The 24120-nt window shown below is 64.0% G+C and carries 21 protein-coding genes; 8 read left to right on the top strand and 13 right to left on the bottom strand.

The window, feature by feature from the left end; translation table 11 throughout:
• Positions 1-61 precede the first annotated feature (61 nt).
• From ASD63_RS29980 to ASD63_RS29955, 6 genes are all read left to right on the top strand, one after another.
• Entirely contained in the window at positions 62-1606 is a 1545-nt protein-coding gene (locus ASD63_RS29980; protein WP_060530264.1) for an ABC transporter substrate-binding protein, read from the top strand.
• A gap of 219 nt (positions 1607-1825) precedes the next feature.
• Positions 1826-2791 (top strand): ABC transporter permease, encoded by a 966-nt coding sequence (locus tag ASD63_RS29975; RefSeq protein WP_112772094.1) that lies wholly within the window; start codon positions 1826-1828, stop codon positions 2789-2791.
• Positions 2788-3639, top strand: coding sequence for an ABC transporter permease (locus ASD63_RS29970; RefSeq protein WP_060521747.1), 852 nt, complete (start codon positions 2788-2790; stop codon positions 3637-3639). Before ASD63_RS29975 ends, ASD63_RS29970 begins: the two co-directional genes overlap by 4 nt.
• Positions 3636-4448, top strand: a complete 813-nt coding sequence (locus ASD63_RS29965) for an ABC transporter ATP-binding protein (protein ID WP_060530262.1) — start codon at positions 3636-3638, stop codon at positions 4446-4448. Before ASD63_RS29970 ends, ASD63_RS29965 begins: the two co-directional genes overlap by 4 nt.
• Positions 4442-5188 carry an ABC transporter ATP-binding protein gene (locus ASD63_RS29960; protein WP_060530261.1) on the top strand — a complete coding sequence of 249 codons (747 nt, stop codon included), beginning with the start codon at positions 4442-4444 and terminating at the stop codon, positions 5186-5188. The genes ASD63_RS29965 and ASD63_RS29960 overlap by 7 nt, the downstream gene beginning before the upstream one ends.
• Before the next feature lie 192 nt (positions 5189-5380).
• On the top strand, positions 5381-6088 hold the full coding sequence (locus ASD63_RS29955; RefSeq protein ID WP_060530260.1) for an OmpW family protein: 708 nt from the start codon (positions 5381-5383) through the stop codon (positions 6086-6088).
• Between the two features lie 63 nt (positions 6089-6151).
• Here ASD63_RS29955 and ASD63_RS29950 read toward each other — a convergent pair whose 3' ends face one another.
• The 11 genes from ASD63_RS29950 to ASD63_RS29900 form a co-directional block, all read right to left on the bottom strand.
• Positions 6152-6571, bottom strand: coding sequence for a CBS domain-containing protein (locus ASD63_RS29950; protein WP_034799235.1), 420 nt, complete (start codon positions 6569-6571; stop codon positions 6152-6154).
• 83 nt (positions 6572-6654) lie between these two features.
• Positions 6655-8820 carry a hypothetical protein gene (locus ASD63_RS29945; RefSeq protein ID WP_060530369.1) on the bottom strand — a complete coding sequence of 722 codons (2166 nt, stop codon included), beginning with the start codon at positions 8818-8820 and terminating at the stop codon, positions 6655-6657.
• A complete protein-coding gene (locus ASD63_RS29940; RefSeq protein ID WP_060530259.1) occupies positions 8820-9818 on the bottom strand; it encodes a glycosyltransferase in 999 nt (332 codons plus the stop codon). Before ASD63_RS29940 ends, ASD63_RS29945 begins: the two co-directional genes overlap by 1 nt.
• 77 nt (positions 9819-9895) lie before the next feature.
• The gene (locus tag ASD63_RS29935) at positions 9896-10258 is read right to left on the bottom strand and encodes a VanZ family protein (RefSeq protein ID WP_034799228.1); all 363 of its coding nucleotides are present in this window, start codon (positions 10256-10258) and stop codon (positions 9896-9898) included.
• Between the two features lie 173 nt (positions 10259-10431).
• Complete coding sequence (locus ASD63_RS29930; RefSeq protein ID WP_244497290.1) at positions 10432-11532, bottom strand: glycosyltransferase family 4 protein; 1101 nt, start codon at positions 11530-11532, stop codon at positions 10432-10434.
• A gap of 344 nt (positions 11533-11876) precedes the next feature.
• On the bottom strand, positions 11877-13121 hold the full coding sequence (locus ASD63_RS29925; protein ID WP_060530258.1) for a glycosyltransferase family 4 protein: 1245 nt from the start codon (positions 13119-13121) through the stop codon (positions 11877-11879).
• A gap of 8 nt (positions 13122-13129) precedes the next feature.
• A complete protein-coding gene (locus ASD63_RS29920; RefSeq protein ID WP_060530257.1) occupies positions 13130-13900 on the bottom strand; it encodes a polysaccharide deacetylase family protein in 771 nt (256 codons plus the stop codon).
• Positions 13893-15224, bottom strand: coding sequence for an O-antigen ligase (locus tag ASD63_RS29915; protein ID WP_034799223.1), 1332 nt, complete (start codon positions 15222-15224; stop codon positions 13893-13895). The genes ASD63_RS29920 and ASD63_RS29915 overlap by 8 nt, the downstream gene beginning before the upstream one ends.
• A gap of 13 nt (positions 15225-15237) precedes the next feature.
• Positions 15238-16878, bottom strand: a complete 1641-nt coding sequence (locus ASD63_RS29910) for a GumC family protein (RefSeq protein ID WP_060530256.1) — start codon at positions 16876-16878, stop codon at positions 15238-15240.
• A 127-nt stretch (positions 16879-17005) separates the two neighbouring features.
• Positions 17006-18154 (bottom strand): hypothetical protein, encoded by a 1149-nt coding sequence (locus tag ASD63_RS29905; RefSeq protein ID WP_060530255.1) that lies wholly within the window; start codon positions 18152-18154, stop codon positions 17006-17008.
• Positions 18144-19463 (bottom strand): lipopolysaccharide biosynthesis protein, encoded by a 1320-nt coding sequence (locus ASD63_RS29900; protein WP_060530254.1) that lies wholly within the window; start codon positions 19461-19463, stop codon positions 18144-18146. The genes ASD63_RS29905 and ASD63_RS29900 overlap by 11 nt, the downstream gene beginning before the upstream one ends.
• A 283-nt stretch (positions 19464-19746) precedes the next feature.
• Here ASD63_RS29900 and ASD63_RS29895 point away from each other — a divergent pair, with 283 nt between their 5' ends.
• Both ASD63_RS29895 and ASD63_RS29890 read left to right on the top strand, forming a co-directional pair.
• A complete protein-coding gene (locus tag ASD63_RS29895; protein ID WP_082573034.1) occupies positions 19747-20412 on the top strand; it encodes a HemK/PrmC family methyltransferase in 666 nt (221 codons plus the stop codon).
• Positions 20409-21521, top strand: a complete 1113-nt coding sequence (locus ASD63_RS29890; protein ID WP_060521763.1) for a hypothetical protein — start codon at positions 20409-20411, stop codon at positions 21519-21521. The genes ASD63_RS29895 and ASD63_RS29890 overlap by 4 nt, the downstream gene beginning before the upstream one ends.
• Before the next feature lie 25 nt (positions 21522-21546).
• On the opposite strand, the gene nadE is transcribed toward ASD63_RS29890, so the two are convergent.
• Positions 21547-22557, bottom strand: coding sequence for an NAD(+) synthase (nadE, locus tag ASD63_RS29885; RefSeq protein WP_060521765.1), 1011 nt, complete (start codon positions 22555-22557; stop codon positions 21547-21549).
• Positions 22554-24104, bottom strand: coding sequence for an AMP-binding protein (locus tag ASD63_RS29880; RefSeq protein WP_060530252.1), 1551 nt, complete (start codon positions 24102-24104; stop codon positions 22554-22556). Before ASD63_RS29880 ends, nadE begins: the two co-directional genes overlap by 4 nt.
• Between the last annotated feature and the right edge of the window lie 16 nt (positions 24105-24120).

Here is a 24120-nt window from a genome sequence, read left to right as displayed (position 1 = left end):
GATGGCTAGAATTCGGGCGGCGGTGCGATCCGCACAACAGGCATAAGCAGGAGTTTGGGACATGACTGGCACTATCATCGGCTTTGGCAAGACCGCGGGACAAACCCGCCGGGCGCGCGGTGCAACCTTGGCAGCCACCACGCTGGCGCTGGCTCTTTCGTCGAGCACGGCCGTTTTTGCCGAGGACGCGAAGTTCGATCCCAACGCCTCGATCACCATCGGCTCGCTCTATGAGCCGCAGAACCTCGACAACACCGCCGGCGCCGGCCAGGGCATCAACGAAGCCTTCAACGGCAATGTCTATGAAGCGCTGTTCACGCTGACCGATGCCGGCGACGTTCAGCCGGGTCTCGTGGCCGAGCAGAGCGTCAGCGACGATGGCCTCACCTACACTTTCAAGCTTCGCCCCGGCGTCACCTTCCACTCCGGCGATCCGCTGACAGCGACAGACGTCAAGTACAGCATCGAACGCGTGACGGCAGAGCAATCCAAGAGCTCGCGCAAGAAAAGCCTTGCAACCATCAGCGCCATCGAGGCGCCCGATGACCAGACGGTGGTCGTCAAGCTGTCTGCCCGCTCGATCTCGCTGCCCTACAATCTGAGCTATGTCTGGATCGTCAACGATGCGGCCAAGGACCTGAACGCCAGCGAAGATGGCACCGGCCCCTACCGCCTCGACGAATGGCGCCGCGGCTCGTCGCTGGCCCTGATCCGCAACGACAAATACTGGGGCACCGCGCCGACCAATGGCGAAGTCGTCTTCCAGTACTTCACCGACGCGACCGCGCTCAACAATGCGCTCCTGACCGGCGCCGTCGACATCATCACCAGCGTCCAGAGCCCGGACTCGATCGCCCAGTTCAAGGACAATCCTGACTTCACCGTCACCGCCGGCCAGTCGACGACCAAGGAACTGCTCGCCTTCAACGACCGCGTCGCCCCCTTCGACAACGTCAAGGTCCGCAAGGCGGTCGCCCGCGCCATCGACGACAAGAAGCTGCTGACGTCGATCTGGGGCGAATACGGCACGCTGATCGGCTCCTTCGTTCCGCCGACGGACCCCTGGTACGTGGACCTCACCGCCGTCGATGCCTATGACGTCGAGAGCGCCAAGGCGCTGCTGAAGGAAGCGGGCTTTGCTGACGGCTTCACCTTCAAGCTCGACACGCCGAACTACGACCCTCATCCGATCGTCGCCCAGTTCATCCAGAGCGAACTCGCCAAGGTCAACATCAAGGTCGAGATCAACGTGATCACCGCCAACGAGTGGTACACGAAGGTCTACAAAGCGCATGACTTCCAGGCGACTTTGCAGGAGCACGTCAATCACCGCGACATCGTCTTCTACGGCAATCCGGACTTCTACTGGGGCTACAACAATCCCAAAGTCGTCGACCTGATCAAAGCGTCGGAGGCAGCGGCCAACACCGACGAGCAGACCGCCAAGCTCAAGGAAGCCAACACGATCATCGCCGAGGATGCCGCCAGCAACTGGCTCTACCTCTACCCGCAGATCGTCGTCTCGAGCTCGGCCGTCACCGGTTATCCCGTGAACGGCCTGAACTCGCAGTTCTTCGCCTTCGGCATCAAGAAGAGCGAGCAGTAAGCGGCATCGCCATCCGGCGCGCATCCGCGCCGGATGCGTAAACGACAGCCCCTGGATCCGTTCCGGGGGCTGATTGCGTTTCGCGCCAATTCGTCCGAGCGCCTCTCAGGCCTTCCACAGGCACTCCCAAAGACGAGAGACGCTCTAGCCTCCCTCTTCTTTTTGGTGCAAAAGCCAGCTCTCTGATCACGGATCCCGTGAGAAGAAAGGAATGCAGCCATTCTCACCTATCTCGTCCGCCGCTTTGCCATTCTGCTTCTGTCGCTGCTGATCGCAGCGGTGGTGCTGTTCGTGCTGTTGCGCCTTTTGCCGGGCGACCCCGCCAATGCGCTTCTCTCCGTCGGCGCCGATGCCGTGCAGATCGAGAAGGCGCGCGAACAGGTCGGCTCGAACCTGCCGCTTTGGCAGCAGTTTCTGCGCTTTGCCGGCAGCCTCGCCCGCTTCGATCTCGGCACGTCCTTCGTCAGCGGCAAGCCGGTGATCGAGGAGATCGCCGCGCGGTTGACGGTCACCGTGCCGTTGGCGCTGATGGGTTTTGTGCTCGCTATCCTGATCGCCGTTCCGCTCGGCATCCTCTCAGCCGTCAAGGCCGATCGCTGGTATGGCGGACTGATCTCGACAGTTTCGCAGCTCGGCATCGCCATCCCCGTCTTCTGGGTCGGCATTCTGCTGGTCACGCTGTTCGCCGTCACCTTCCGGCTGTTCCCTTCGGGCGGCTTTCCCCGCCGCGGCTGGCAGAATGAGGGGCAGGTGCTCTATGCGCTCGCCCTGCCCGTCATGACGATCGGCCTCGTCATGGGCGCGTCACTGCTGCGCTATGTGCGCGCGGCGACGCAGGACGTTCTCGGTAGCGATTACTTGCGAACGGCGCGCGCCCTCGGCGCCAGCTTCCCCGAAGCGCTCATTCGCCACGGCATCCGCAATGGCGCCGTGCCGATCGTTTCCATCCTCGGCATCGAGCTTGCGACGACCTTGCTCGGCGCGGTCGTCGTCGAGCGCGTCTTCGCGCTGCCGGGCCTTGGCTCGATGCTGCTGCTTGCTATCGAGCAGCGCGACTATCCGAACGTTCAGGGCGTGCTGTTCATCTCCACCCTGCTGGTGCTGCTGATCGGCTTTGCCGCCGACCTCACCCAACGGCTGATCGATCCACGCCTGCGCGAACGGGCCGTCGGAGGCAACGCATGACCTCGATCGGTACATCCGTTTCTGCGCCGAAGCGCCGGCGCTCGCTGGCGCTTACCGTCGGCCTTGCGCTCGTCGGCCTCAACGTCGCCGTTGCGGTACTGACGCTCTTCTGGACGCCCTATGATCCATTGAACGCCTCGGGCGGACGGCTGGAAGCGCCGTCGCTTTTGCACTGGCTCGGCACTGACCGCTTGGGCCGCGACCTGCTTACCCAGTTGATGATCGGCGCCCGCACAGCGCTGCTGGTCGGCACGGGTGCGGTTGTGATCGGGGCTGCGATCGGCGTCAGCCTCGGCGTTCTCGCAGCCTTCGCCACGCGCCTTGCCGACGACGTGATGGCCGCGACGCTCGATATCCTGATCGCCTTTCCGACCCTGCTGCTTGCCATGCTGGTGGTGGCGGCAAGCGACAGCGCCAGTCTCTGGTCGGCGATCCTGGCGCTCGGGCTTGCCATCTCGGCGATCGTCGCGCGGCTGACCCGCATCCTTGCCAAGCGGGTGCTGCGGCAGGATTACATCGTCGCCTCGCGCACATCGGGAACCTCCTGGGCCGGAGTCGTCTTCCGCCATGTGCTTCCCAACATCTGGCCGACGCTCTCGGTCAACTTCGCCCTGCAGTTCGGCCTGGCCGTTATCGCCGAGGCGTCGCTCTCCTATCTCGGGCTCGGTGCGCCGCCGCCGAACGCCTCCTGGGGACGGCTGCTGCAGGAAGCGCAAGGGACCGTCTATACGGCGCCGATCGGCGCGATCGCGCCGGGCATCGCCCTCGTTGCACTCGTCATCGGCATGAACCTCCTAGCCGACGGCCTGCGCGATATCGCCGATCCGACACGGGGGAGATCGCGATGACGCCGCTTCTCGACATCAAGGGTCTCGACATCCGCGCCGGCGACAAGCCGCTGGTCTCTGACCTTTCCCTCTCAATCCGGCCCGGCGAACGCATCGGCCTGATCGGTGAGTCCGGTTCCGGCAAATCGATGACGGCAATGGCAGCGACCGGCCTGCTGCCGCCGTCGATCACTGTCGCCGGCTCGATCACGCTCGACGGGCAACAGGTGGTCGGCGCCACAGATCGGGTGATGAACCGGCTGCGCGGCGTGGCCGCAGCGGTCGTCTTCCAGGAGCCACTGACCGCGCTCGATCCGCTGATGAAGATTGGCCGACAGATCGCCGAGCCCGTTCGCCGGCGTCTGGAACGGGACGGCGGCAAGGCAACGAAGGAGGCGGTCCAACGCGAAGTCCGCGACCTCATCGACAAGGTGGCGTTGCCGCAACCCGACCGCATCATCAATTCCTACCCGCACGAAGTGTCCGGCGGCCAGCGCCAGCGCGTCGCCATCGCCATGGCGCTCGCCTGCCGCCCGAAGCTCCTGATTGCCGACGAGCCGACGACCGCGCTCGACGTCACGACGCAGGCGGAGATCCTGAAGCTGCTGGACCAGCTGGTGCGCGAGACCGGCATGGCGCTTCTGTTCATCAGCCACGACCTGCCCGTGGTTGCCCAGGTGGTGGAGCGCGTCCTCGTGCTGAAGAACGGTATCGCTGTCGAGGAGGGACTGGTCGGCTCGGTCTTCGGCAAGCCGCAGCACGACTATACCAGGACGCTGGTCGAGGCCGCCCGTCTCTTCGACGAAGCGCTGGGAGCAACCGGATCATGATGCTCGATCTTCAAAACGTCAGCTTCGGCTATTCCCGCCAGCAGACCACCCTCGACAACGTCTCGATATCGGTGCGACCGGGAGTGAGCGTCGGTCTCGTCGGCGAATCCGGATCGGGCAAGACGACGCTGCTGCGACTGATGCTCGGGCTCATTCGCCCGACGAGCGGTAGCATTCGCTTCGGCGAGGAGATCCTCGACACCGGCAGCAGCGCCTTCATGCGGCGCTATCGTCGTGCCGTGCAGCCGGTTTTCCAGGACCCCTATTCCTCTCTCGACCCGCGCCAGCGAGTGATCGATATTATCGGCGAGCCGCTGCGGTCGCTGCGGATCCCGGGTGACCGGACGCAGGCGGTCACCGCGGCGCTCGAAGCGGTCGGGCTTCCTGCCGATGCACTCCACCGCTACCCGCACGAGTTTTCCGGCGGCCAGCGCCAGCGCATTGCCATTGCCCGCGCCATCGTCGCGCGACCGCAGATCGTACTCGCCGACGAGGCGGTCAGCGCGCTCGACCTTTCCACCCGCATCCGCATCGTCGAGCTGTTCAAGACACTCGCCGAGAAGCTGACGCTGGTTTTCGTCTCGCACGATCTCGGCGTCGTCGCGGCCCTCTGCGAGGAGATGGTCATTCTGGAGCGCGGCAAGGTGGTCGAAAGCGGCAAGACCCGCGACATTTTGGCCGCCCCGAAGCACCCATACACACAGCGTCTTCTTGCCAGCATTCCGCGCATGCCCGCCTGACAGGGGATTGGCGCGGATATCGCATCTTCAGCCGAATCCACCTTTATCCCCAAGGGCTTGGTGATTCGCGCGCGCATTGATCCAAGACAACCGCTGAGACGCCCTGTTGAGCATAGTGCCGTCGGCCGCAGAATCCCTGCCGCTAACGCCCTGACCGGCGATGTTCAACTTCTTCTGGGGGTCCGGAAAATCATGCCTACTCGCGCCATTCTGCCATCTGCCGTCCTTTTCGCCGCGCTTGCGGCGCCGCTCGCGCTCGCGACGGCGGCAGATCTCTCCGAGCCGGGCGCGGTCGCGGCACCGGAAATGCCTCTCGCAAGCGAGCCAGGCCCGTGGATGATCCGCGGCCGCGCACTGGCTGTCCTGCCTGACGACAAGGGCACGCTCTATCTCAACGGCAGCGCGCTCGACGGCGAAAAGGTCGGCGTCAGCAATTCCGTGGTGCCGGAACTCGACATCACCTATTTCTTCACCGACAACATCGCCGCCGAACTGATCCTCGGCACGACGCCACACACGGCACGCGGCAGCGGCTCGATCGCCGGCCTCGGCGAGATCGGCAAGGCCTGGCTGCTGCCACCGACGCTCACGCTACAGTACCACTTCAACGTCACCGACGAGATCAAGCCCTATGTCGGCGCAGGCGTGAACTACACGATGTTCTACAACGAGAAGCCCCGCGGCGATTTCTCCAGCTTCAACCTGAAGAACACCTTTGGCGTGGCGCTGCAGGCGGGCGTCGACATCAAGCTCGACGACCACTGGGGCCTGAACTTCGACGTGAAGAAGCTGTTCCTGGAACCGGAGGTCAACGCCACCCTGCCCGGCGCCGGTGCTGTCAGCGGCAAGGTCAAGCTCGATCCGTGGCTCATCGGCACCGGTATCAGCTACCGGTTCTGATGACCCCAAACGAAACGGCTTGCGGCGCCCTCTTAAAGGCGCCGCACCCTGTAGAGCCCGACCTTAGACGTGGTGGGCCGTGACGGCTCTGGCGAGTTCGCCCGACAATTGCTGGCTGCCCGCATGGGAGACGTCCCCCAGCGACAGCATACCGACCATGCGCTTGTCCTGGTCGATCACCGGCAGACGCCGCACCTGCTTCGCCTCCATCAGATGAACGGCATGTTCGATCGTCTCGTCCGTGCGGCAATAGACGATATCCCTCGTCATCACGTCCCGCGCCGTCATCGACGCCGGGTCCCGCCCGTTGGCAAAGGCGCGCAAGGCAATGTCGCGGTCCGTGACCATGCCGATCAGGCGGTCGTTTTCGCCGACCGGCAGCGCACCGATGTCCTCGTCGCGCATGATACGCGCGATTGTCTTCAGATCGGTTTCGGGAGAGATCCAGCGAGCGCCGGGATGCATGGCTTCCGATATTCTCATCTCAACCTCCTGTACGTGAAAGGGGCGGAGCATAGACTGACATCGTGGCCATTCATTGATCCAGCGATGTGCCGCGCCACTCCTTACCGCAATTCGAGGAGGAAATAGGTGGTTGGGCCGAAGGGCCCATTGTTGGAGAGCCGGAAGGCGACGTCGCCCGTGCCTTGCGCTACCGGCGCATGCACCTTGCCGTCGAGGCCCACGGGCGAAACGCTCCAGTTCTTTGCGGTTCGCGCCAACGTCAGATCGACATAGCCTTCACGCAGCCGAACCGGCAGCCGCCCAAAGTCCTCGATCACCTTCTCCTCGGTGTCGCGAAACGCCATGCCGGTGTTTTGTGCATCCGTCGCAAAGATCAGCAGTAGGCGCCGGCCCCTTGCGAGCCCTCCATCCGCATCGAGCGCCGAGAGCGCAACGAGCCCATTGCCATCGGCCCGCTCAACCCTGAGCAGGCCGAGATCGATCGGCTCTCGCAGCGTCGAGAAGGCGGATGCCTCCGTTTTGTCGGTGACGACGCGCAATTGTCCGGCAAAGCGATTCAACAGGATCTCGCCGGTGCTGCTCTGGTAAATGCCGGTATCGATGCTGGTACCGTTTTCATCAGAAAGCGCGCCGCTTTGGCGCAGGCTGCCGAGTATCCCTTCGCTGTCTTGCTGGCGCGGTTGCTTCACCGCAGGCACATCGCCGAGCCGGTTCACGTCTTCAAGACCGATCCGCCCGACCAACGCCAGGTCCGTCAGGCGTTCCGGTTCGCGGGCCTGCATGTCGTCGGAAAGATCCTCCTCACCACGTACCGCAAACGGGACGGTGACGGCTGAGGTCGCCACGTCGCCGCGCCGGTAGAGAAGCGCCGACAGCGTCTCGCCGGCGCGCGCGACGGGATCGAGCGCGATGGCATAAGGCAGCATCGCCTTCTTGTGCGGGAACGGCTCGCCATAGGAAAGAACGATCGGGCCATGGCCATGTCGGCAAAGCGCGTCCCAGCCTTGCAGCGCCGCATAGGCCGGCATCGCCAGCCCGGCCTCGTAGCGGTAGCGGTTCCAGAACAGATGATCATATTCGCTGACGAGGAACGGCCGGTCGAGCCAGCGCGTTGCCGCGATCATGCGGATATAATTAACACCGTCGGCGATCGAGCTGACCTGCGTCGTCTTGCTTCCCGGGGCGTAGCCGCTGACCCAGTCGTGATATGTATTCATGGTTACGGCTTCGAGGCCGCGGCGGCTGAGCGACGCCTGCACCGTCGGCCAGTTGTTGTAGTTGCTGATCAAGCCGCGGTAGCCGAGCCTGCGGAGCACCTCGCTCATGCGCGCGGTCGTGGCCTCTTCCGTCTCGGTGAAGAAGGCCTGCAGGTCGCGCAGCCGCGGAGCAGGGATGTAGCGGTCCGCCGGCAGCGCCACGGATCTCGCCTCGATCGTCTCGTCCGGGCGGAGGTCAGGCCACGCCTTGGCAAGCGCCTCGGTCGATCCGTAGCGTTTGGCGAGCCACACGTTGAACGGCTTGGCAAGCTGCGGATCATAGGGCGGCTTGCCCGGCCGATCGTGCACGACGGTGTCGAACTCCATGCCGTTCTCGTTGGCGAGAATGACGACCGCGAGCGCATCGTCGCGGATTGGCGCCACGCCCGTGTAGGGGTTCACGCGCCCGAGGATCGTCTCCTGCATGCGCTTCCAGTGGTCGAACGCCCGCTCGTCGACAAACAGCTCGAGCTTGAGGTTACCGCCATCGTCCCAGCGATCGTCAAAACCGCCATAAACGCCGCGCAGCGACGACAGGCCATCCATCATCCAGTAGATGCCGTTCTTCTTCAGCGCCGCCAGCAGGTAGTGGACACGGTCGAGCGTCTCGGGGTCGAAATCGAAGTCGCGGTCCCGGCCGAACATCAGGCTGCCATCAACGAAATGCAGCCGGGCGAGATTGTAGCCGCGCATCGCCAGCTGCCGGGCGTAGCGGTCAGCCGTTTCGTGATCTGGAAACCCGCCGGAGGCTGGGCTCCAGGCAAGCGATGCGCAGAGCATGCGCTCCGGCTTGTCCGGCGACTTCGCGAAGGCAAGCCGCCCGCCGGCACCGGCGACCAGGCGGTGATCCGCATCGATCGTGCCGTTCGGCAGGAAAGACGAAAAATCGAGAGGGCTGCCAGCCTCGAACTCGAGGGAAATTTCCCGCAGGGCAAGCCACTGGTCCGATGCCTGCGCCGGCGAGCAGACAGCAGCAAGCGCTGCCGCGGCTACCAGCAATGGCCGCCGCATCATGCCGGGGCCCCGAGCAGCTTGCTTTCGATCGGCGCGTCAGGCTTTCGGCGCGCCCGGAAGAAGCCTACCGGCAGCGCCGCTGCATGGAAGAACCAGGCGACGACGGTATAAAGCCCCATGCTGAAACCGCCTTTGCGCAGGCTCATCAGCCCGACCACGCCGGCAAGGATCGCAAGAACGATGCCGAGCGCAAGGAGTTTATCGGGCACGAACAGCAGGATCGCAAGCGACGCCGCCCACCAGAGATAGACCAGCGCCCAAAGCTTGAGCTCCGGCAGCTCTCTGACGAGCTGGAGGAAATAGGGCTGGCCGAGCGAGGCGCGCAGCAGTTCTCCGATGCCGAACAGATACTTGCTCTTCCAGCGGCGCACGAGCAGGCGATAGGAATTGTCAGTGTGGCCGAAATGCTGGACGAAGCGTCGGTCGAGGCGATGCAGCTTAAAGCCGGCACTTCTGAGCCGGATGCCGAGGTCGAACTCCTCATAGCCGTGCAGATTACGGTCCGACAGGTAACCGACCGCCTCGATCGCCGCCCGGCGATAGAGGCCGCCCCCATTCATGCGGTCGATCGCGCCGATCCGGTTTTCTGGTGAATTGCGTGTGACCCGGCGGGAGAATTCGAGGTTTGAGGTCAGCATCTCCTGGACATGGCCGGTGACACCAGCCACTTCGGGGTCTTCGGCGAGGAACGCTTCCGCCACTTCGAGGAAATCGTCGTCCAGCAACATGTCGCCGTCGAGCAGGCAGATATGCGCGTGGCGCGAGTATTGGAAGCCGAGTTGCGGGCCGATGCCGCAGCTCGGAAGTGCCGGCGGGCTGATCTGTGCGATCACGACCGGATAGCGCGAGGCGATCTCCACCGTCCTGTCCCTGGAGCCGCTGTCGGCGACGATGACCTCGCCGCCAACGGTTTCGAGCGCCTTCAGCGCGCTTTCAATGGTCGCGGCGATGCGCTTTTCTTCGTTCAGCGTCTTGATGATGACGGATACTGCCACGCGATCCCCCAGTCTCGACGGAGCGCAGGCCTGCTCCGGTTGCCGCCGATCTTATCGGCGATATTTTGCGTTTTGGTTTACCGCCCCAGCAGTCGCAGCAGCGGCAAGCGAAAGCGATGAAGGAACCAGCCGCCAAAGACGCCGCAGGCGCCGCCAAGAAGCTTGACCATCACATCCGTTACGCGTGCGTGGCGATCGGCCGAAACCATCTGCAGCAGCTCGAAGCCGATGGCCGTCGCAAAGACCAGAACCAGCACGAGCCCCAGCCGCCTCGGATAGGCGATCGCGAACAGCAGGCCCAGCAGGCCGAAGGCACCGAACCGTTCGAGATGGACCAGGTGCCCGATGCGGGGCCGCAGGTCGAGCGGCGACATCGTCGAATAGGCGATCACGGCAAAGAGGATCCATGCGAAGAGGCTGGCGGCGCGTTTGATAGTCATTGTCGGCTTGTCTTCCAGGAGGCGTGCGAGGCACGGCAATCATCGAACGATCGGCGACGGCGCCTGCGCGTTCATCGCGTTGCGGGGGCGCGGCCGCATTTTTGAGGTGAGCGGTGCGTGGTGAACGCACGGGGCAAGCTCCGGCCGGCGACACGGCGGACGCGAACGTCCGGCTATTTCGCCAGCAACGCGCTATACACCGCCGCGGTCCTTTGTGCCACATTTGTCCAGCTATAGGCGGCTTCCGCGTGCGCCGCACGCTCGCGCACCTCCTCGTCGCTGAGCGGGGCTGCGAGTTTTTCCACGATACCGGACGCCAACGCGTCGATGTCGCCCAACGGGAAATATTCGTCGGGCGCCAGTTCCATCTCCTGATTGGCGACGATATCGCTTGCAAGGACCGGCAGCCCGTAGGCCATCGCCTCAAGCAGCGCAATGGGCATGCCTTCGTGGCTGGACGGCAACACGAAAAGGGCGGCATTGTCGAAGAGTTCCGCCAGCCTGTCGCCTGTCTGAAAGCCGGTGAGCACGACGCCCGGCACGTCGCGCGCAAGCGCCCTCACCTCCTTGACGTAGGGCGTTTCGAATTCAGCGCCGCCGGCAAGAACGAGCTTCATATCGGCCAAGTCGCACTTGGCAAAAGCGCGGATGAGATCAAGCTGTCGCTTTTCCGGAACCAGCCGGGCAGCGAGCAGGATATAGCGCCGCCGTTCCAGGCCGAACTCCGCGAGAATGCCGGCCTCGCCGGTCGGCGGAGTGACCTGGACGCCGTTCGGGACCAGCGTCATGGAGACATGGTGCCGGGCATGCATCGTCTCGGCGATGTCCTTCGAGATCGCCACGCGTCCGTTCGAGAACCGCATGCCGAGGCGCTCTCCGAGCTTCAGCGTGCGCCTAGCGAAACCGCCCCATTTCTGCCGGTCATAGTCGTAGCCATGGTGGGTCACCACGACCTTGAGCCCAAGCATGCGCGCAAGCGGCGTCATCAGCGCGGGGCCGATGGCATGAATGTGCAGGACATCCGGGCGCCGCCAGGCGGCGAGCCAGACACCGAGGAAGGTATGTACAATGGCTTCCAACGCCATCCGGCGCGGTGCCCAGAGAGGGACGACGTCGACGCCGTTCCAGGCGTAGGCGTTGCGATCCTCCAGATAGCGACGACGTCCGACCACCTCGACGTCCCAGCCGTATCCGAGCAGCTTGCTCGCCAGCATTTCGACGTGTTTCTCGACGCCGCCCTGAACGTTGGGGATGCCGCGCAAGCCCAGCATCATCACGCGCTTGCGCTCGCCGCGCGCGGCCAGCGCGCCGCTCTGAACGGGGTGGCCATGCTGCCGGCCTGCGAGCGCGGCGCTATGCCGAGGCAACCGGCCGGCTCCGTCCGACAGTCCGGTCTGCACCATCTCCTGCGCAATCACCGGCTGTTGCTGGCGATGACTTCGCGAAACATCAGGCTTTCTGCTCATGTGTCGCCTCGAAGGTTGCCCGTTCCGTTTACTAGGGCGATATACTTAATCATCGCCAAGATATTTCATTCACCCCTTATATAAATGACTGAAAACCATAGGGCGAGCCCAGTTTACTGCAAATTGTATCGTAACGTTAATGCCGGACGAGATCAGACCGCTCCCAGCCTGGAGTAGAGGTCGACCGTTCTTTCACGATAGGCGGCGGCGGAGAACTCACTGGCGATCCAGTGTCGGCCCGAAGCACCCATCGCAGCGCGTTCGGCAACTGGCAGACCGGCCATCGTCGAGAGCACGCGGGCGAGATCATCGGCGTCGCCCGAAATCGCGGTCATGCCCGTCTCACCCTCGCGGATCATTTCAGGAATGCCGCCGATCGAGGCGCCGATTACCGGTCGCCCCAAAGCATAGGCTTCAAGCACGCTGATCGGCGCGTTCTCGTACCATTCGGAAGGCAGAACCAGCGCCCGGGATTCTCCGATCAGACGATGCAGGGACTGGCCTGAGAGATAGCCGGCAAAGGTCACGTCGGCGCCGGTTTGCGCAACCAACTGGCGCAGCATCGCTTCCTCGGGGCCGGTTCCGGCGATCACCAGCCGTTGGCCCGATGTGGCCGCCGCGCGGATCAGCGTCGCCAGCCCCTTCTCCGGGGCCAGGCGTCCGGCAAAGACGAAATAGTCGCCCTCGACCCAGTCGGCCGAATAGCCGTCGACATCGACGAAGTTCGGGATATGGACCATCTGTTCGCGCGGCCAGCCCCACTCGACCAGCTTCTCGACATAGAATTTGCTCGGCACGACGATGCGGTCCACCTTGTTGCGGTAGAGACCGAGCGCACGGTGGACCACGGTTTCAGCGAGCACGACCGCGCTCAGCGTCGTCTCCCCCTTGATGCAGCGATGACGCAAGACGTTGTAGATATGCCCGCCGCGACAGTCCTCGCAGACGGCACCGTCACGCAGCATCTTGTAGGAGGGACATGCGAGCTTCAGATCGTGGGCGGTCATGACGACCGGAATGCCGGCCGCCTTCAGCGTCGAGAAGATCGCGGGCGAAAGATGATGGTAGACGTTGTGCGCATGGGCGACGGAGGGCCGAGCGCGCTCGATCAGCCGGCTGACGTTCTTCTGCGCTTCGCGCGAGTAGATGACGCTCGCCGCCTGAACCACCTTGCGCAGGAGGTTGGTACGCCGGCCATACTCGATTTCGGAGACGAAATACTCGGACCATGGCGAGGCTTCGTTATCCTCGTGCTGCATGGCGAAGGGCACCACGTCCCAGCCGATGTCCGAGAACATCTTCATGTGGTCGAAAAAGACCGCCTCCGCGCCGCCACGGCGATAGAAGTAATTGTTGATGGCGAGCAGCCTGTTGCCGCCGTTTCCCTGCCGCGACATGCGTCCTCCTACCAGCCGAGCCTGTCGAGCGCCTGCTCGACCGGCAACACGACACAGCCCTTCTCAACCGCGGAGCGAACCAGGTTCTCGAAGGTCTCGGGCGTGCAGCCATAGGGCGTCGGGCGCGCGGCGATGTCGTGGGTGAAAAACACGAGCCAGCCAGGCCGATCGACGACATCTTCGATCCAGCCCGTGAGCGCCTGCGCGTCCGTCTCCGGCTGCCGGATCTCGACGGCCTTCAGCATCAGCGGATCGACGGCCGTGCGGTTGATGCCCTCGCCGGCCGCGCGGCAGGTGCGGTAGCGGCGCGCCAACTCCCGGCGCGCCAGCGGCCAGGCGGCATTGTAGGGAAAGGCAAAGTTGGTCGCGGCCGGGCCGACGCCGCTTTGCCTGAGATAGGCGGCATTGCGGTCGAGATCCCGGGCAAGCCCACTTCCGCCCAAACGCCTGATCTTGCTATGGGAATAGGTGTGGCAGCCGACCTCGTGACCCCGGCAGGCGAGATCCGCGCAGCCCTCGGGCGAGATCAGGGTGCGATCCGTTTCGACGCGCCCCGCAAGCCCCCCGGCGATGTAGAACGTTCCGCGCACGCCGTGACGTTCGAGAATAGCGGCGCCATTGTGAAGTGCTGTGTCCGGCACGTCGTCGAAGGTGAAGGACACGAGCGGCGCGTCGGTTATGACATCACGGGGTTTCGACGCGAGACGCCAGATCAGCCGGTTGGCGACGCGGTCGACAAGGCCGTCGACCCTCGACAAAGCCTGTGAAAAACTAGGCATGCGCCACCATCCTTTGTGCAAGCGGGCGTGGTTCGGTTGCAAGCGCTGCCGAGGACTGCAGGCGCAAACCGCAAATCGCGAAAAGCAAGGTAAACCACAGCACATTCGGACCATCGAAGAAGAAGGCCTCAAGGCTGGCGCTGTAGATCGAATAGAGCCAGATCCGCAGGAACAGCCGCGTGAGGTCGCTGTGCTGCCGGGCCGGCGGAATGCGCGAGATATGATAGAGCGGGAGCACCACCAGCCAAAGCAGCGTGAGGATCAACCCCGGAATGCCGATGACGAGAAGCGTCTCGAGATACGAATTGTGCGCATGGGCCGCACGAACCGCCCAGGTCTCGATGCCACCGCCGCTGAACACCACTTCCTCGGTCTGCCAGAAGGCCTTGAAGCCTCGCCCGATAAACGGCTGTTCGGCGATCACCGAAAAGGCGAAGCGCCAGACATCGGCCCGGTTCGTGAAGGTCGCGTCGATGCCGAGCGACGAGACGAATTCGCCGAGCGGTCGGAAGACGGCCGACCCGACGGCGAAAAGGTTGAACAGGGCCACGCCGCCGATCGCGATCGGGATGCGCAGCAAGCGCACATGTTCGAAGAGCCACGCCAGAAGCAGAATGCCCGGCAACATCGCCGTCGAGGTCTTTCCTCCCGTATGGATGAGGAAGAAGAAGGCCAGACTAACGATGGTCAGGCCGACAAGCTTCGACCACCGGCGCAGGACGTACAGGCCGAGAAACGAGGCAAGCACCATGGCGACCGCCGCTTCGTTCTTGTGACGGAAATGGCCGCGCCACAGCCCTGCATGCATCGGCTCCAGCACTTCGTTGGCCTGGTGAATGGACAGAAGCGGTTTGAACAGGACGCCGTAATAGGCAACCGCGAGCATGACGAGCGTCGAGACCGCCAGCATCTTGGCGAAGTGCCGCTCGTTGGCCGGCAGCAGCAGATAGACGTTGGCGTTGACCGCAACCATCGTCGTCAGGATGATCGCCTTGATGCCGTTGGCCGGATGAGCGGAGACCAGGCAGGCAAAGAGCACCCACAAAAGCAGGATCGCAAGCAGCACCCGCGGCTGCATAAGCCCACGCCGCATCGGATGCAGCACACCGTAGCAGGAGGCGCCCGCAAACAGCAGCAGTGCCACGATCTGGTTCAGCCGGCTGGAATTGTCGCCGCCCGGTTCCAGCAGACTTTCCTTGGTCAGGTCGACGAAGGAATGAAAGGGGATCCAGTAGTAGATGGAAATGGCCAGGAACAGGAAGGTCCCGACGCGGACCCTCAAGGTTTCTGCAGAATTGGCCGGGCTGCCGCTGAGATCGGGCACGATGGCCGCCCTCTCACGGCGCCAGGGGCTGCGGACGACGGATGTATCTCCACAGACCGAGGGCAAGCGCGAGGGATATGCCGAGAATAGTCCCCAGGAAACCGCCGCCGGCGACCAGAACCACGGTGCGCGGCGGCCAGCTGCGCGCATTCGGCGGCAAGGCGCGCGAGATCACGCGAACATTAGTCGTGTCGATCTGCTGGCGTTCGGTGATCTGCTGGGCGCGCGCCAGGTGGGTCTCATAGATGGCAGCCTTGGCGCGCGCGTCCCTTTCGAGGTCTCGCAGCTGCACCTGGGCTTCGTTGTCGGAGAACACGTTCGACTTCTCGTCGCTCGCCTTGGCGCGCAAGGCCGAAAAGGCCTGCTGCTCCCGGTCCATGTCCGCCTTGGCGCGATCGAGGATGCGGCGCGCCTCGTCGGCCATGGCCGATTCCAGGTTCGCACGCTCCGAGCGCGCATTGACGAGGCGGGGGTGGCGCTCCCCATAGGTGCGCTGCATGGAGGCGATCTGCTGCTGCAGCACGTTATACTGCTCTCGCAGGTTCGTCATGTTGACGGATTCAAACTCGGATGCACTTGCGGTCCGCCCCTGTGTTATCGCGTCGTTCATCTGCCGGTAGCGGGTATCGGCCTGGATGAAGCGCTGTTGGGCGTCGAGAACCTGGGTGTTGAGTTCGTTCGAAAGCTGATTGCTCACGAGCTGACCGTCATTGGTCGACTGCAGCCCGTTCTTGCGGCGGAAATCCTCGACCGCGCGTTCGGATTCGGTGACGTTGTGGCGCAACTCGTCGAGCCGGGCGTTGAGGCTCTGCGCGACGCGACCGGCGCTCTCGGCGGCGGACTGAAACAGCTCCTGCTCGAAAGCCGCGACGATCGCATCCGACAGCGTCACCGCTTTCGCAGGCTCTTCGCTCCAGACCTTCATCACCACCACGAAGGACCGCTCTTCGCGCCGGGCTTCCACCCGCTCCGACAAGGCCCGCATGGCAGCAAGCTCGTTTCCGGCCTGCTGCTCCGCCTTCGTCGAGAAGAGGTTCTTCAGCGAACTGAAGGCCGAGGGCTTCACGAATTCCGGGTCCTCGGTGAGGCGCATCTGGGTGATCACCCGCGACAGCACATTGCGCGACGTCAGGATACGCAGCTTGCTTTCCACTTCCAGCAACTGCGCATCGCGCTGCGGATTGGTGGTGAAGACGTCATCGCTGACGACATTGAGGTTGGACGGATCGACGACGATATCGGTGTAGACCGTATAGCGGGGCGTCGCCGTCATCGCATAGGCGAGCGCGGCCCCCACGCACAGGACGAGCGCCAGCACTATCCAGATGAGCCCGTCGCGCAACCAGCCGATGATATCGTCGACGCCGATCCGGCTGAGGCCGCTCAACCCGGGAAAATAGCTGTCGCGACGCGCGCCGGCCGCACTGGACACGGGCGGTACCAAGTCAGCCGGATGGGGCGAGGCTTTCGGAACATCTCTGGATTGATGCTGGACTTCGGCAGGCCGGTCTGTTGCCGAACCGTCAGCGCCAGACTTCGCTTCGTGAAGGTCTGACGAGAGCAGATCGAGCAGCGAGCCTCTTTCGACCGGTGCACGCTGCTCGCGTGCCGGTTGGCTGGCCCCCTGTTTTCCGGCCTCGTCCGGCCTATACATAAGCATCCCTCACGCACGCCCATCAAGACGCGAAGATCGTGACCCCGCGAGCCGCCTTCTAGCGCAGAATTAAGGTTGTACGGTGAATATTCCGTTAAATGGCAGGATTGCCGCTTAACCCGTCGCTTCAGAAGTCGGTCAACAACCGGCTCCAGCTCTCCGATGCCAGACCGCCCACGTAGATATCGTTGCGCTGGGCCGCGTCTTTCAGATCCGCATGCCGCGTCACCATGCAGAAATAGCCGCGATGGTGGAAGGACAGCCATCTCTGGCGCGAGATCGCATTCATGAGGAACGGCTGCGAGCTGCCGACGGCGAGCGCGTAACCCTCGGCGTCAAGCGCATGGAACATCTGTGCGGTGACGGCGAACTCACGGCCGGCCTCGCAGACGACGTTGAGCACCGTTGCCCGCTCGCCGGCCTTGCCGAAGTAGAGATAAGCGCCGATGACGCGCCCGCTTTCATCCCGGACCTCGCGGCAGAGAAGCTCGCCGAGCGGCGTGTTCAGTCGCGCGACCGTTACCAGCCAGTCGAATTCGCTGCGCGACCAGACCGGCCTGACGGAAAATCGCTGCAGCATGGGTTCTGCGAGATCGACGAAGGCAGCGGGATCAATGGCGTGCGTCGTGCAGCCGGCCACCGGATCGGGTTTCGTGCGCGGGCGGCGGCGGCGCAAAAGCCGGTCCGCAAGCGCAAGCGGCTTGGAAAGTATCGGGGATCTGAGCAGGCGCACTTGCCTGCCAACCGTTAGCCCCCAGGCTCTGAACGGACGGAAGGAGCGGCGCCAGTCGAGGCTCTGGATCGGCAGCACGACGCCACCGCCAGCGACCCAGTGATCGGCGCTGACCGGAGACGAGTTGTCGGAAAAACACATGTCTTGCCGTGTCGCCCGCATGGCGCGCGCCAGGCAGGCGGCGCCGACCGCACCGGCCTTGCCCTCGGACATGAAGGCGCAGAGAAGTTTCGCCACCGTTCGGCGGCCGTTGACCGTGAACTCCATGGGAATCGCTAGAATGGCGCTGCCGATGCCGCCGGTCCCGTCGTCGTAGACGATGCTGCCGTGTTCCGGCGCATAAAGCGGGCTGCCGAAGAAGATGGTCTCGACATAGTTCTGAAGCTCCGCGCTCGCCTCTTGCTCCCGCTTGCGAAAGATCCGGGTGAACATGCTGCTGACGGCTGGGATATCCCGGGGTTCCATGGCGCGCACGTTGCCCATCCGGGGCATTTCCCGTCCGGACGACCGTGCGGCCTGGATCTTCCCGAGCTCAACCTCCATGCACCACCCCCGTCGACAGGGAGGCCGCGCCGGCCTGTTCCCGATCGCGCCGCACGAAGCGCAGGAAGACCGCCCATGAGACGATCACCATCGCGGTCTCGATCACGTAGAAGGAAATGAACGTGCCTGTCGGCGGTGCGTACCAGGTCGCCCAGGCGGTGAGTGCCGCACCAAGCACGCTGCCAAGACCCATGACCGAAGCGCGCGCCGGATGGTGGCCGGACGCACCAAGGGCCTCCATCGCCACCGACCACATGGCGAGCGGCACCACGACCCAGCACAGGATGCGAACGAAGGAAACGAGGGAGACGTAGTCCTTGCCGAAGAGATAGGGCAGCACCGGCGCCAGCACGAAAACGGCAACGGCCGCGGCAATGCTGATCGAGGTGGCCGCGAACAGAACCTTGCGCACGCGCTCGAAGGCGTGGTGCAGGCCGGCTGCCGTCGCCTTTGCCGAACCCGGATAGATCAGCCGGTTCAAGGCCTCAACCGACAGATAGCTGCTCTCCAGCATGCGCCGCGCGACGCTGTAGCTGGACATGACCTCGGCGCTCGCCACGAGGCTCAGGACCAGAAGGTCGGCGTTCTGCCGGACCGCGCGCAGGATGAACGGGATGCTGAAATACAGCCCGAGCGGCAGCTCTTCCCGCACGATGCCATAGGTCGGGCGTCCCAACCCCTTGACCGCTCGCCAGCAGCCGAAGGCCACGATTACATGGCATACGAACTGCCACACAGCCCAGGAGGCCACCGTCGCGACCCCGAAGGCGATGCAGGCGAGCGCTGCAGCTATGGTGCGCGCCAGGGCGAAACCGACGACCACCTTGTTGGCCGAGGCAAAATTCGAATGCGCAAGAAAGATCTGCTCCGCAAGCACGATGACCCGCACGAAGATGATGTTGGTCACGAGCATCAAGGTGATCACCGCGACATTGGCCGCGGGATCGGGCGAAAGCGTGAAGAAGAACGGCAACACCGCTGCGCCGAGCAACACCAGCAGCACGCCGCTGATCGAGGTCAGAATGATGTTGTGGCCGAGCATCTGCGGGTACATGCCCCGGTCGCGCGCGACGCGGCGCACCAGGCACTCCATCGCGCCGAGACCACAAAGGTGAACCGCGATGTTGGCAACGGCCGTGATTGCGACGAAGACACTGAATTCATGCACGCCGAGAAAGCGCGCGAGGATCGCAAATGTCAGAAGCTGCGCAGCCGAGCCAATGACAAGGCTGCCGCCGGATGCAGCATAGGATATGATCATCGAGAGGAACGGTTTGTGCGCGCGTTCCTTCACACCTTCCGAAGCCATTCCGATCTGCCCTTGATCTCAACCCGTCATTGTTGCGCGCAAAAAGCGTTCAATGACAGCGAGCACCCGCCTCTGATCACGCGCAAGGTAACAGGCAGAAATGATTGCGCGGTTAACGTGCTCGCGGCAATTGTATTTCAGCTTCCGTTTACTCAATTGCACTAGGCTGCGGTCCGCACGTCTACAGAGTTTTCCAGCGACATGAGGAGTGGCTGTGGCGCAAAACGACAGCAATCAGACCGACCGACCGACCGAAGACCGGGCCGCAACACTGCACCGCTTCATGGGTGTCGAACTGGAACTTGCGCCCGACGTCCTGGTTCCACGGGAAGAAACAGAGCTTCTTGGAAAAAGAGCCGTCTCAATCCTTGAAGGCGCCCCCCTCGACGTCACCATCATCGACATGTGCTGCGGTTCCGGCAACCTCGCCGTTGGTATCGCCAGAGAGATCCCGTCGGCGCGTGTCTGGGGCGCTGACCTGACGGACAGCACCGTGGCGCTTGCCCGCCGCAACGTCGATCGGCTCGGCCTCGGGTCGCGCGTCTTTGTCCGGCAGGGCGATCTTTTTGCGGCGCTCGAAAGCGACGATCTCCAGGGCAAGATCGACATGGTGGTCTGCAATCCACCCTATATCTCGACCGGCCGGCTGGAGGGGGACCGCGCGCATCTGCTCGACAACGAGCCGCGCGAGGCATTCGACGGAGGCCCCTACGGCATTTCCATACACCAGCGCCTGATCCGGGACGCCCTTGCCTTCCTGAAACCGGGAGGCTGGCTGTTGTTCGAGTTCGGCGAGGGCCAGGAGCGGCAGGCGGCTGCACTTCTCTCACGGGCGAAAGCCTATGCACCGGTCACCTTCGCATCCGACCGTGACGGCAAGCCGCGCGTCGCCATCGTCCAGAAAATCGCCGGCCCGGCAGAGGCCGGCGCCGGAGAGCAGGCCCGATGAGCGAAATCCGTTCGCTAGACCACGCGGACGTTCCAGCGGTCGCCGGAATGTTCCAGCGGGTGTTCCGTGACGAGCGGACCGCTTCGCCAGCACTTGCCGACTATATGCGGCAACTCTATCTCCACGGGCCAGGCTGCGATCCGGAAATCAGACCTCTCGTGCATGTGAACGACGAGGGTCGGATTACCGGCTTCGTCGGCGTCAATGCGCTGCCGATGACACTGAACGGCCGGCACTTGCGCGCCGCGATCTGCGGATCGCTGATGGCGGAAGACCGGGAAAGCGACCCCTTGGCCGGAGCGCGCCTCATGAAGGCCTTCCTCGCCGGTCCGCAGGATCTATCCTTCAGTGAGACAGCAAGCGAAGTCTCTGTACAGATGTGGACGCGGCTTCGCGGCGTGGTCCTGCCGCAATACAGCCTCGACTGGGTGCGCGTCATCCGTCCGGCGACCTTCAGCCTGAGCGTCGCCTCGAACCGCATCAAGCCCGCCCGGCTCGCCGCCCCCTTCGCGCGCGCACTCGACAGGTTCTATCGCAAGCGCATGGGCCAGGGCGAGCAGCGCTGGTCCGCCCTGCCCGAGGCGGGGGCGGCACCGGCCGGCTTCACCGCGACCGAGACGGACCGCAGCGGCTTTGCGGCCGTCGTCGACCAGTTCACCGCGCCGTTTCCGCTTCGCCCCGAATGGAGTGACGGCCAGCTCGATCACGTCCTTGCCGATGCCGAAAAGAAGCCCGAGCAGGGCGAACTCGCCTACGCGCTGGTGACGGCGCGCACGGGCGCCGTGGTCGGTGCATTCGCCTACTACGTCAAAGCCGGTGAAATCGGTCGGGTACTGCAGATCCTGGCGCGGCCAGGGCAGGCCGGGCCGGTCATTGACTGCCTGGTCGACGAGGCGTCGAGACGTGGCCTTGCGGGTTTGCGCGGGCGCACACAACCGGCGCTGATGGAAGCCATGCTCGGCCGACGCATCGCCTTCGTGCACGTCGCCTCGACCGTTGTGCATTCGCGCGACCAGACCATCGTCGAAGCCTGCCGCGACGGACAGGGCTTCTTCAACGGCATTTCCGGCGAATACTGGAGCCGGCTGATCGGCGGCAGCTTCGATTGACGATGGCCGGCGGTGCGGCCAGGCCTCAATAGCCGGCAATTTCCTCCACGGGCTGCACCAGTTGCGGCCCGAGATGCAGGTAGCGCGTCGCCTTGCGCTTGGCGGCGATATCCGCCCAGACCCTTTCGACCTGGACCACGGTCAAGCCGGCCGCCTTGGCGACGGCCTCGATCTCGATCCCGTGATTGAGGCCATAAAGGCAGAGGTCCATGCGGTCGTAAGGCAGGGAGAAATAGAACTCCTCCTGCGTCTGTTCCAGAGAATAGGTGTCGGTCGTCGGCGGGCGACGGCAAACTTCCGCGGGAACGCCGAGATGGGCGGCAAGCGCATAGACCTGCGACTTATAGAGATGGGCGATCGGCTTTACGTCGGCGGCGCCGTCGCCGTTCTTGACGAAGAAGCCCTGGTCGTATTCCAGCCGGTTGGGCGTGCCGAGTACGGCAAAGTTCAACCGGTCGGCATGGTAGTACTCGACCTGCTTGCGAGTTCGCTGCTTCATGTTGGTGGCCGCAACGACGCCGAGATAGACCGAGGGCGGCATGCGATGTTTCGATTGCACGCCTTCCGGGCTCTGAACGACCAGCGAGGAGATGTTGTAGCCTTCTCCCTCAAGCGCGTTGGCGATGACGACCTTCGAGGCCCACCCGTCGCCATAGTCCGGAACCAGTTCCCGGATGAAGGCGTCGCGGCGCTCGTAGCAGCCCATGGCCTTGAGGGTCGGCCCGATGTCTTCGACGATCGCCGCGACGCCGAAGGTTTCAGCGACCAGCCGGCCGAAGCGCAGGCTTTCCGGATCGGAGTCGTTTTCCGGCATGAACAGGCAGAAGACGTTCTTGGCGCCGACCGCGCGCACCGCAAGCGCCACGGAAACGCTGGAGTCGATGCCGCCCGAAAGCCCGAGCACCAGACCGCGCTTCTTCATGGAGCGCAACTGTCCGCGCAAGGCGGAAACGATGCGATCGGTCTCGGCCGCGTGGTCGATTGTCAGGGTTTCGGCCGAAAACGGGCCATTGCCCCCGGTTGTTCTGATGTTCATTGTGCAGGCTCCATCGTCTCGGCGGCAAGTCGGCGGCTGACCTTGCCGGTATCCGTCTTCGGCAGTTCGGTGCGGAATTCGATGATCTTCGGCACCATGAAATCTTCGAGGTGGCGGGTGCAGTGGCGGATGATGTCCTTGTCGGTCAAGTCAGGATCCGTGCGCACCACAAGGGCAGCGATCGCGTGGCCGAGAACCGGATCCGGCATGCCGATGACGACGGCCTCGGCAATGCCGGGATGGGCATGGAGCACGGTCTCGACTTCCTTGGGCGCGACCTTCTCGCCGCGGGTCTTGATGATATCGTCCTTGCGGCCGACGAAATAGAGAAAGCCCTCTTCGTCCGTCTGGAAAAGGTCGCCCGTATAGAGCACCTTCTCCCAAGGGTTCGGCCCGGGCCGCAGCATGCGCTCGGTCGCCACGTCGTTGCGCCAGTAGCCCTGCATTACATGCGGCCCGCGGATGACGAGTTCGCCGGGAACGCCCGGCGGCACGCGGCTGCCCTCGTCGTTGACGACGAAGGCTTCCGTGTTGGGGATGGCAATGCCGACGGAGCCCGGCCGGCGATCCAGTTCCTCCGGCGGCAGGTAGGTGCAGCGCTTGCACTCTGTCAGCCCGTACATCGAATAGAGCCGTGCGCCCGGGAAAAGCTCGCGCAGGCGGGCGATATGCGGCGGCGGCAGGGCGGCGGCGGTGTTGGAGAGGTAGCGCAGGCTCGGCAGGAAACCCGGCTCAAGGTCGCGCATCTGCAGGATCATCGCCGCCATCGTCGGCACCAGCGGGAAGCCGGTGACGCCCTCCTCGCGAATACGCTCGAAGATCGCATGCGGGAACGCGAAGGACTTTTCGAGCACCAGCGTCGCCCCGAGCCTGATCGCCATCAGCAACTGGTAGAGCCCATAGTCGAAGGCGAGCGGCAGCACGTTGAGGATGATATCGTCGTGCTCGTTGCGCAGATAGGTGGTGATCGATTCCGACGCTGCATCGATGTTGCGGTGGGTCATCATCACGCCCTTCGGGCGGCCGGTCGAGCCCGACGTGTAGATGAGCATCGCCAGGTCGACGTCAATGCCGCCATGCGGCACCGGCGTCGCCTCCGCCGACAGGCAGCCCTCGAAGGGCACCGCGCCGGCGGGCGACTGGCCGTTGGGCGCCGCGGTCGATGCGACGAAAATATTCGCCTTGCCGCTGCTCTGCGCCCGGGCGTCAGCCACCACCGGCATCAACTTGGCCTGCGTCAGGATCGCAGCCGCCTCGCAGTCGTCGATGATGTAGGCGAGCTTGTCCGCCTTGGTCGATGCGTTGATCGGACTGAAGGTCGCGCCGGCCTTCAGGATCGCAAAGATCGAGACGGCCGCCTCCCAGCAATTGTCCATGAACACGAGGACGCGGTCGTTGCGCTTGACGCCTGCCTTTGCCAACGCGGCCGCCAGCCGGCTCGACAGATCGTCGAACTCGCCGTAGCTGAGGCGCTTGCGATCGGTGACCAGCGCCGTCTTGGCCGCATGCCTTGCCGCATTGCCGATGAGAAACTGCTCGAACCGCATGGAACGCCCTCGGGTC

Origin of the sequence: Ensifer sp. Root558, assembly GCF_001427045.1 — a bacterium.
GTDB classification, from domain to species: domain Bacteria; phylum Pseudomonadota; class Alphaproteobacteria; order Rhizobiales; family Rhizobiaceae; genus Ensifer; species Ensifer adhaerens.
The sequence above is the reverse complement of the archived record's forward strand: the minus strand, read 5'-3'. Positions and strand labels throughout refer to the sequence as shown.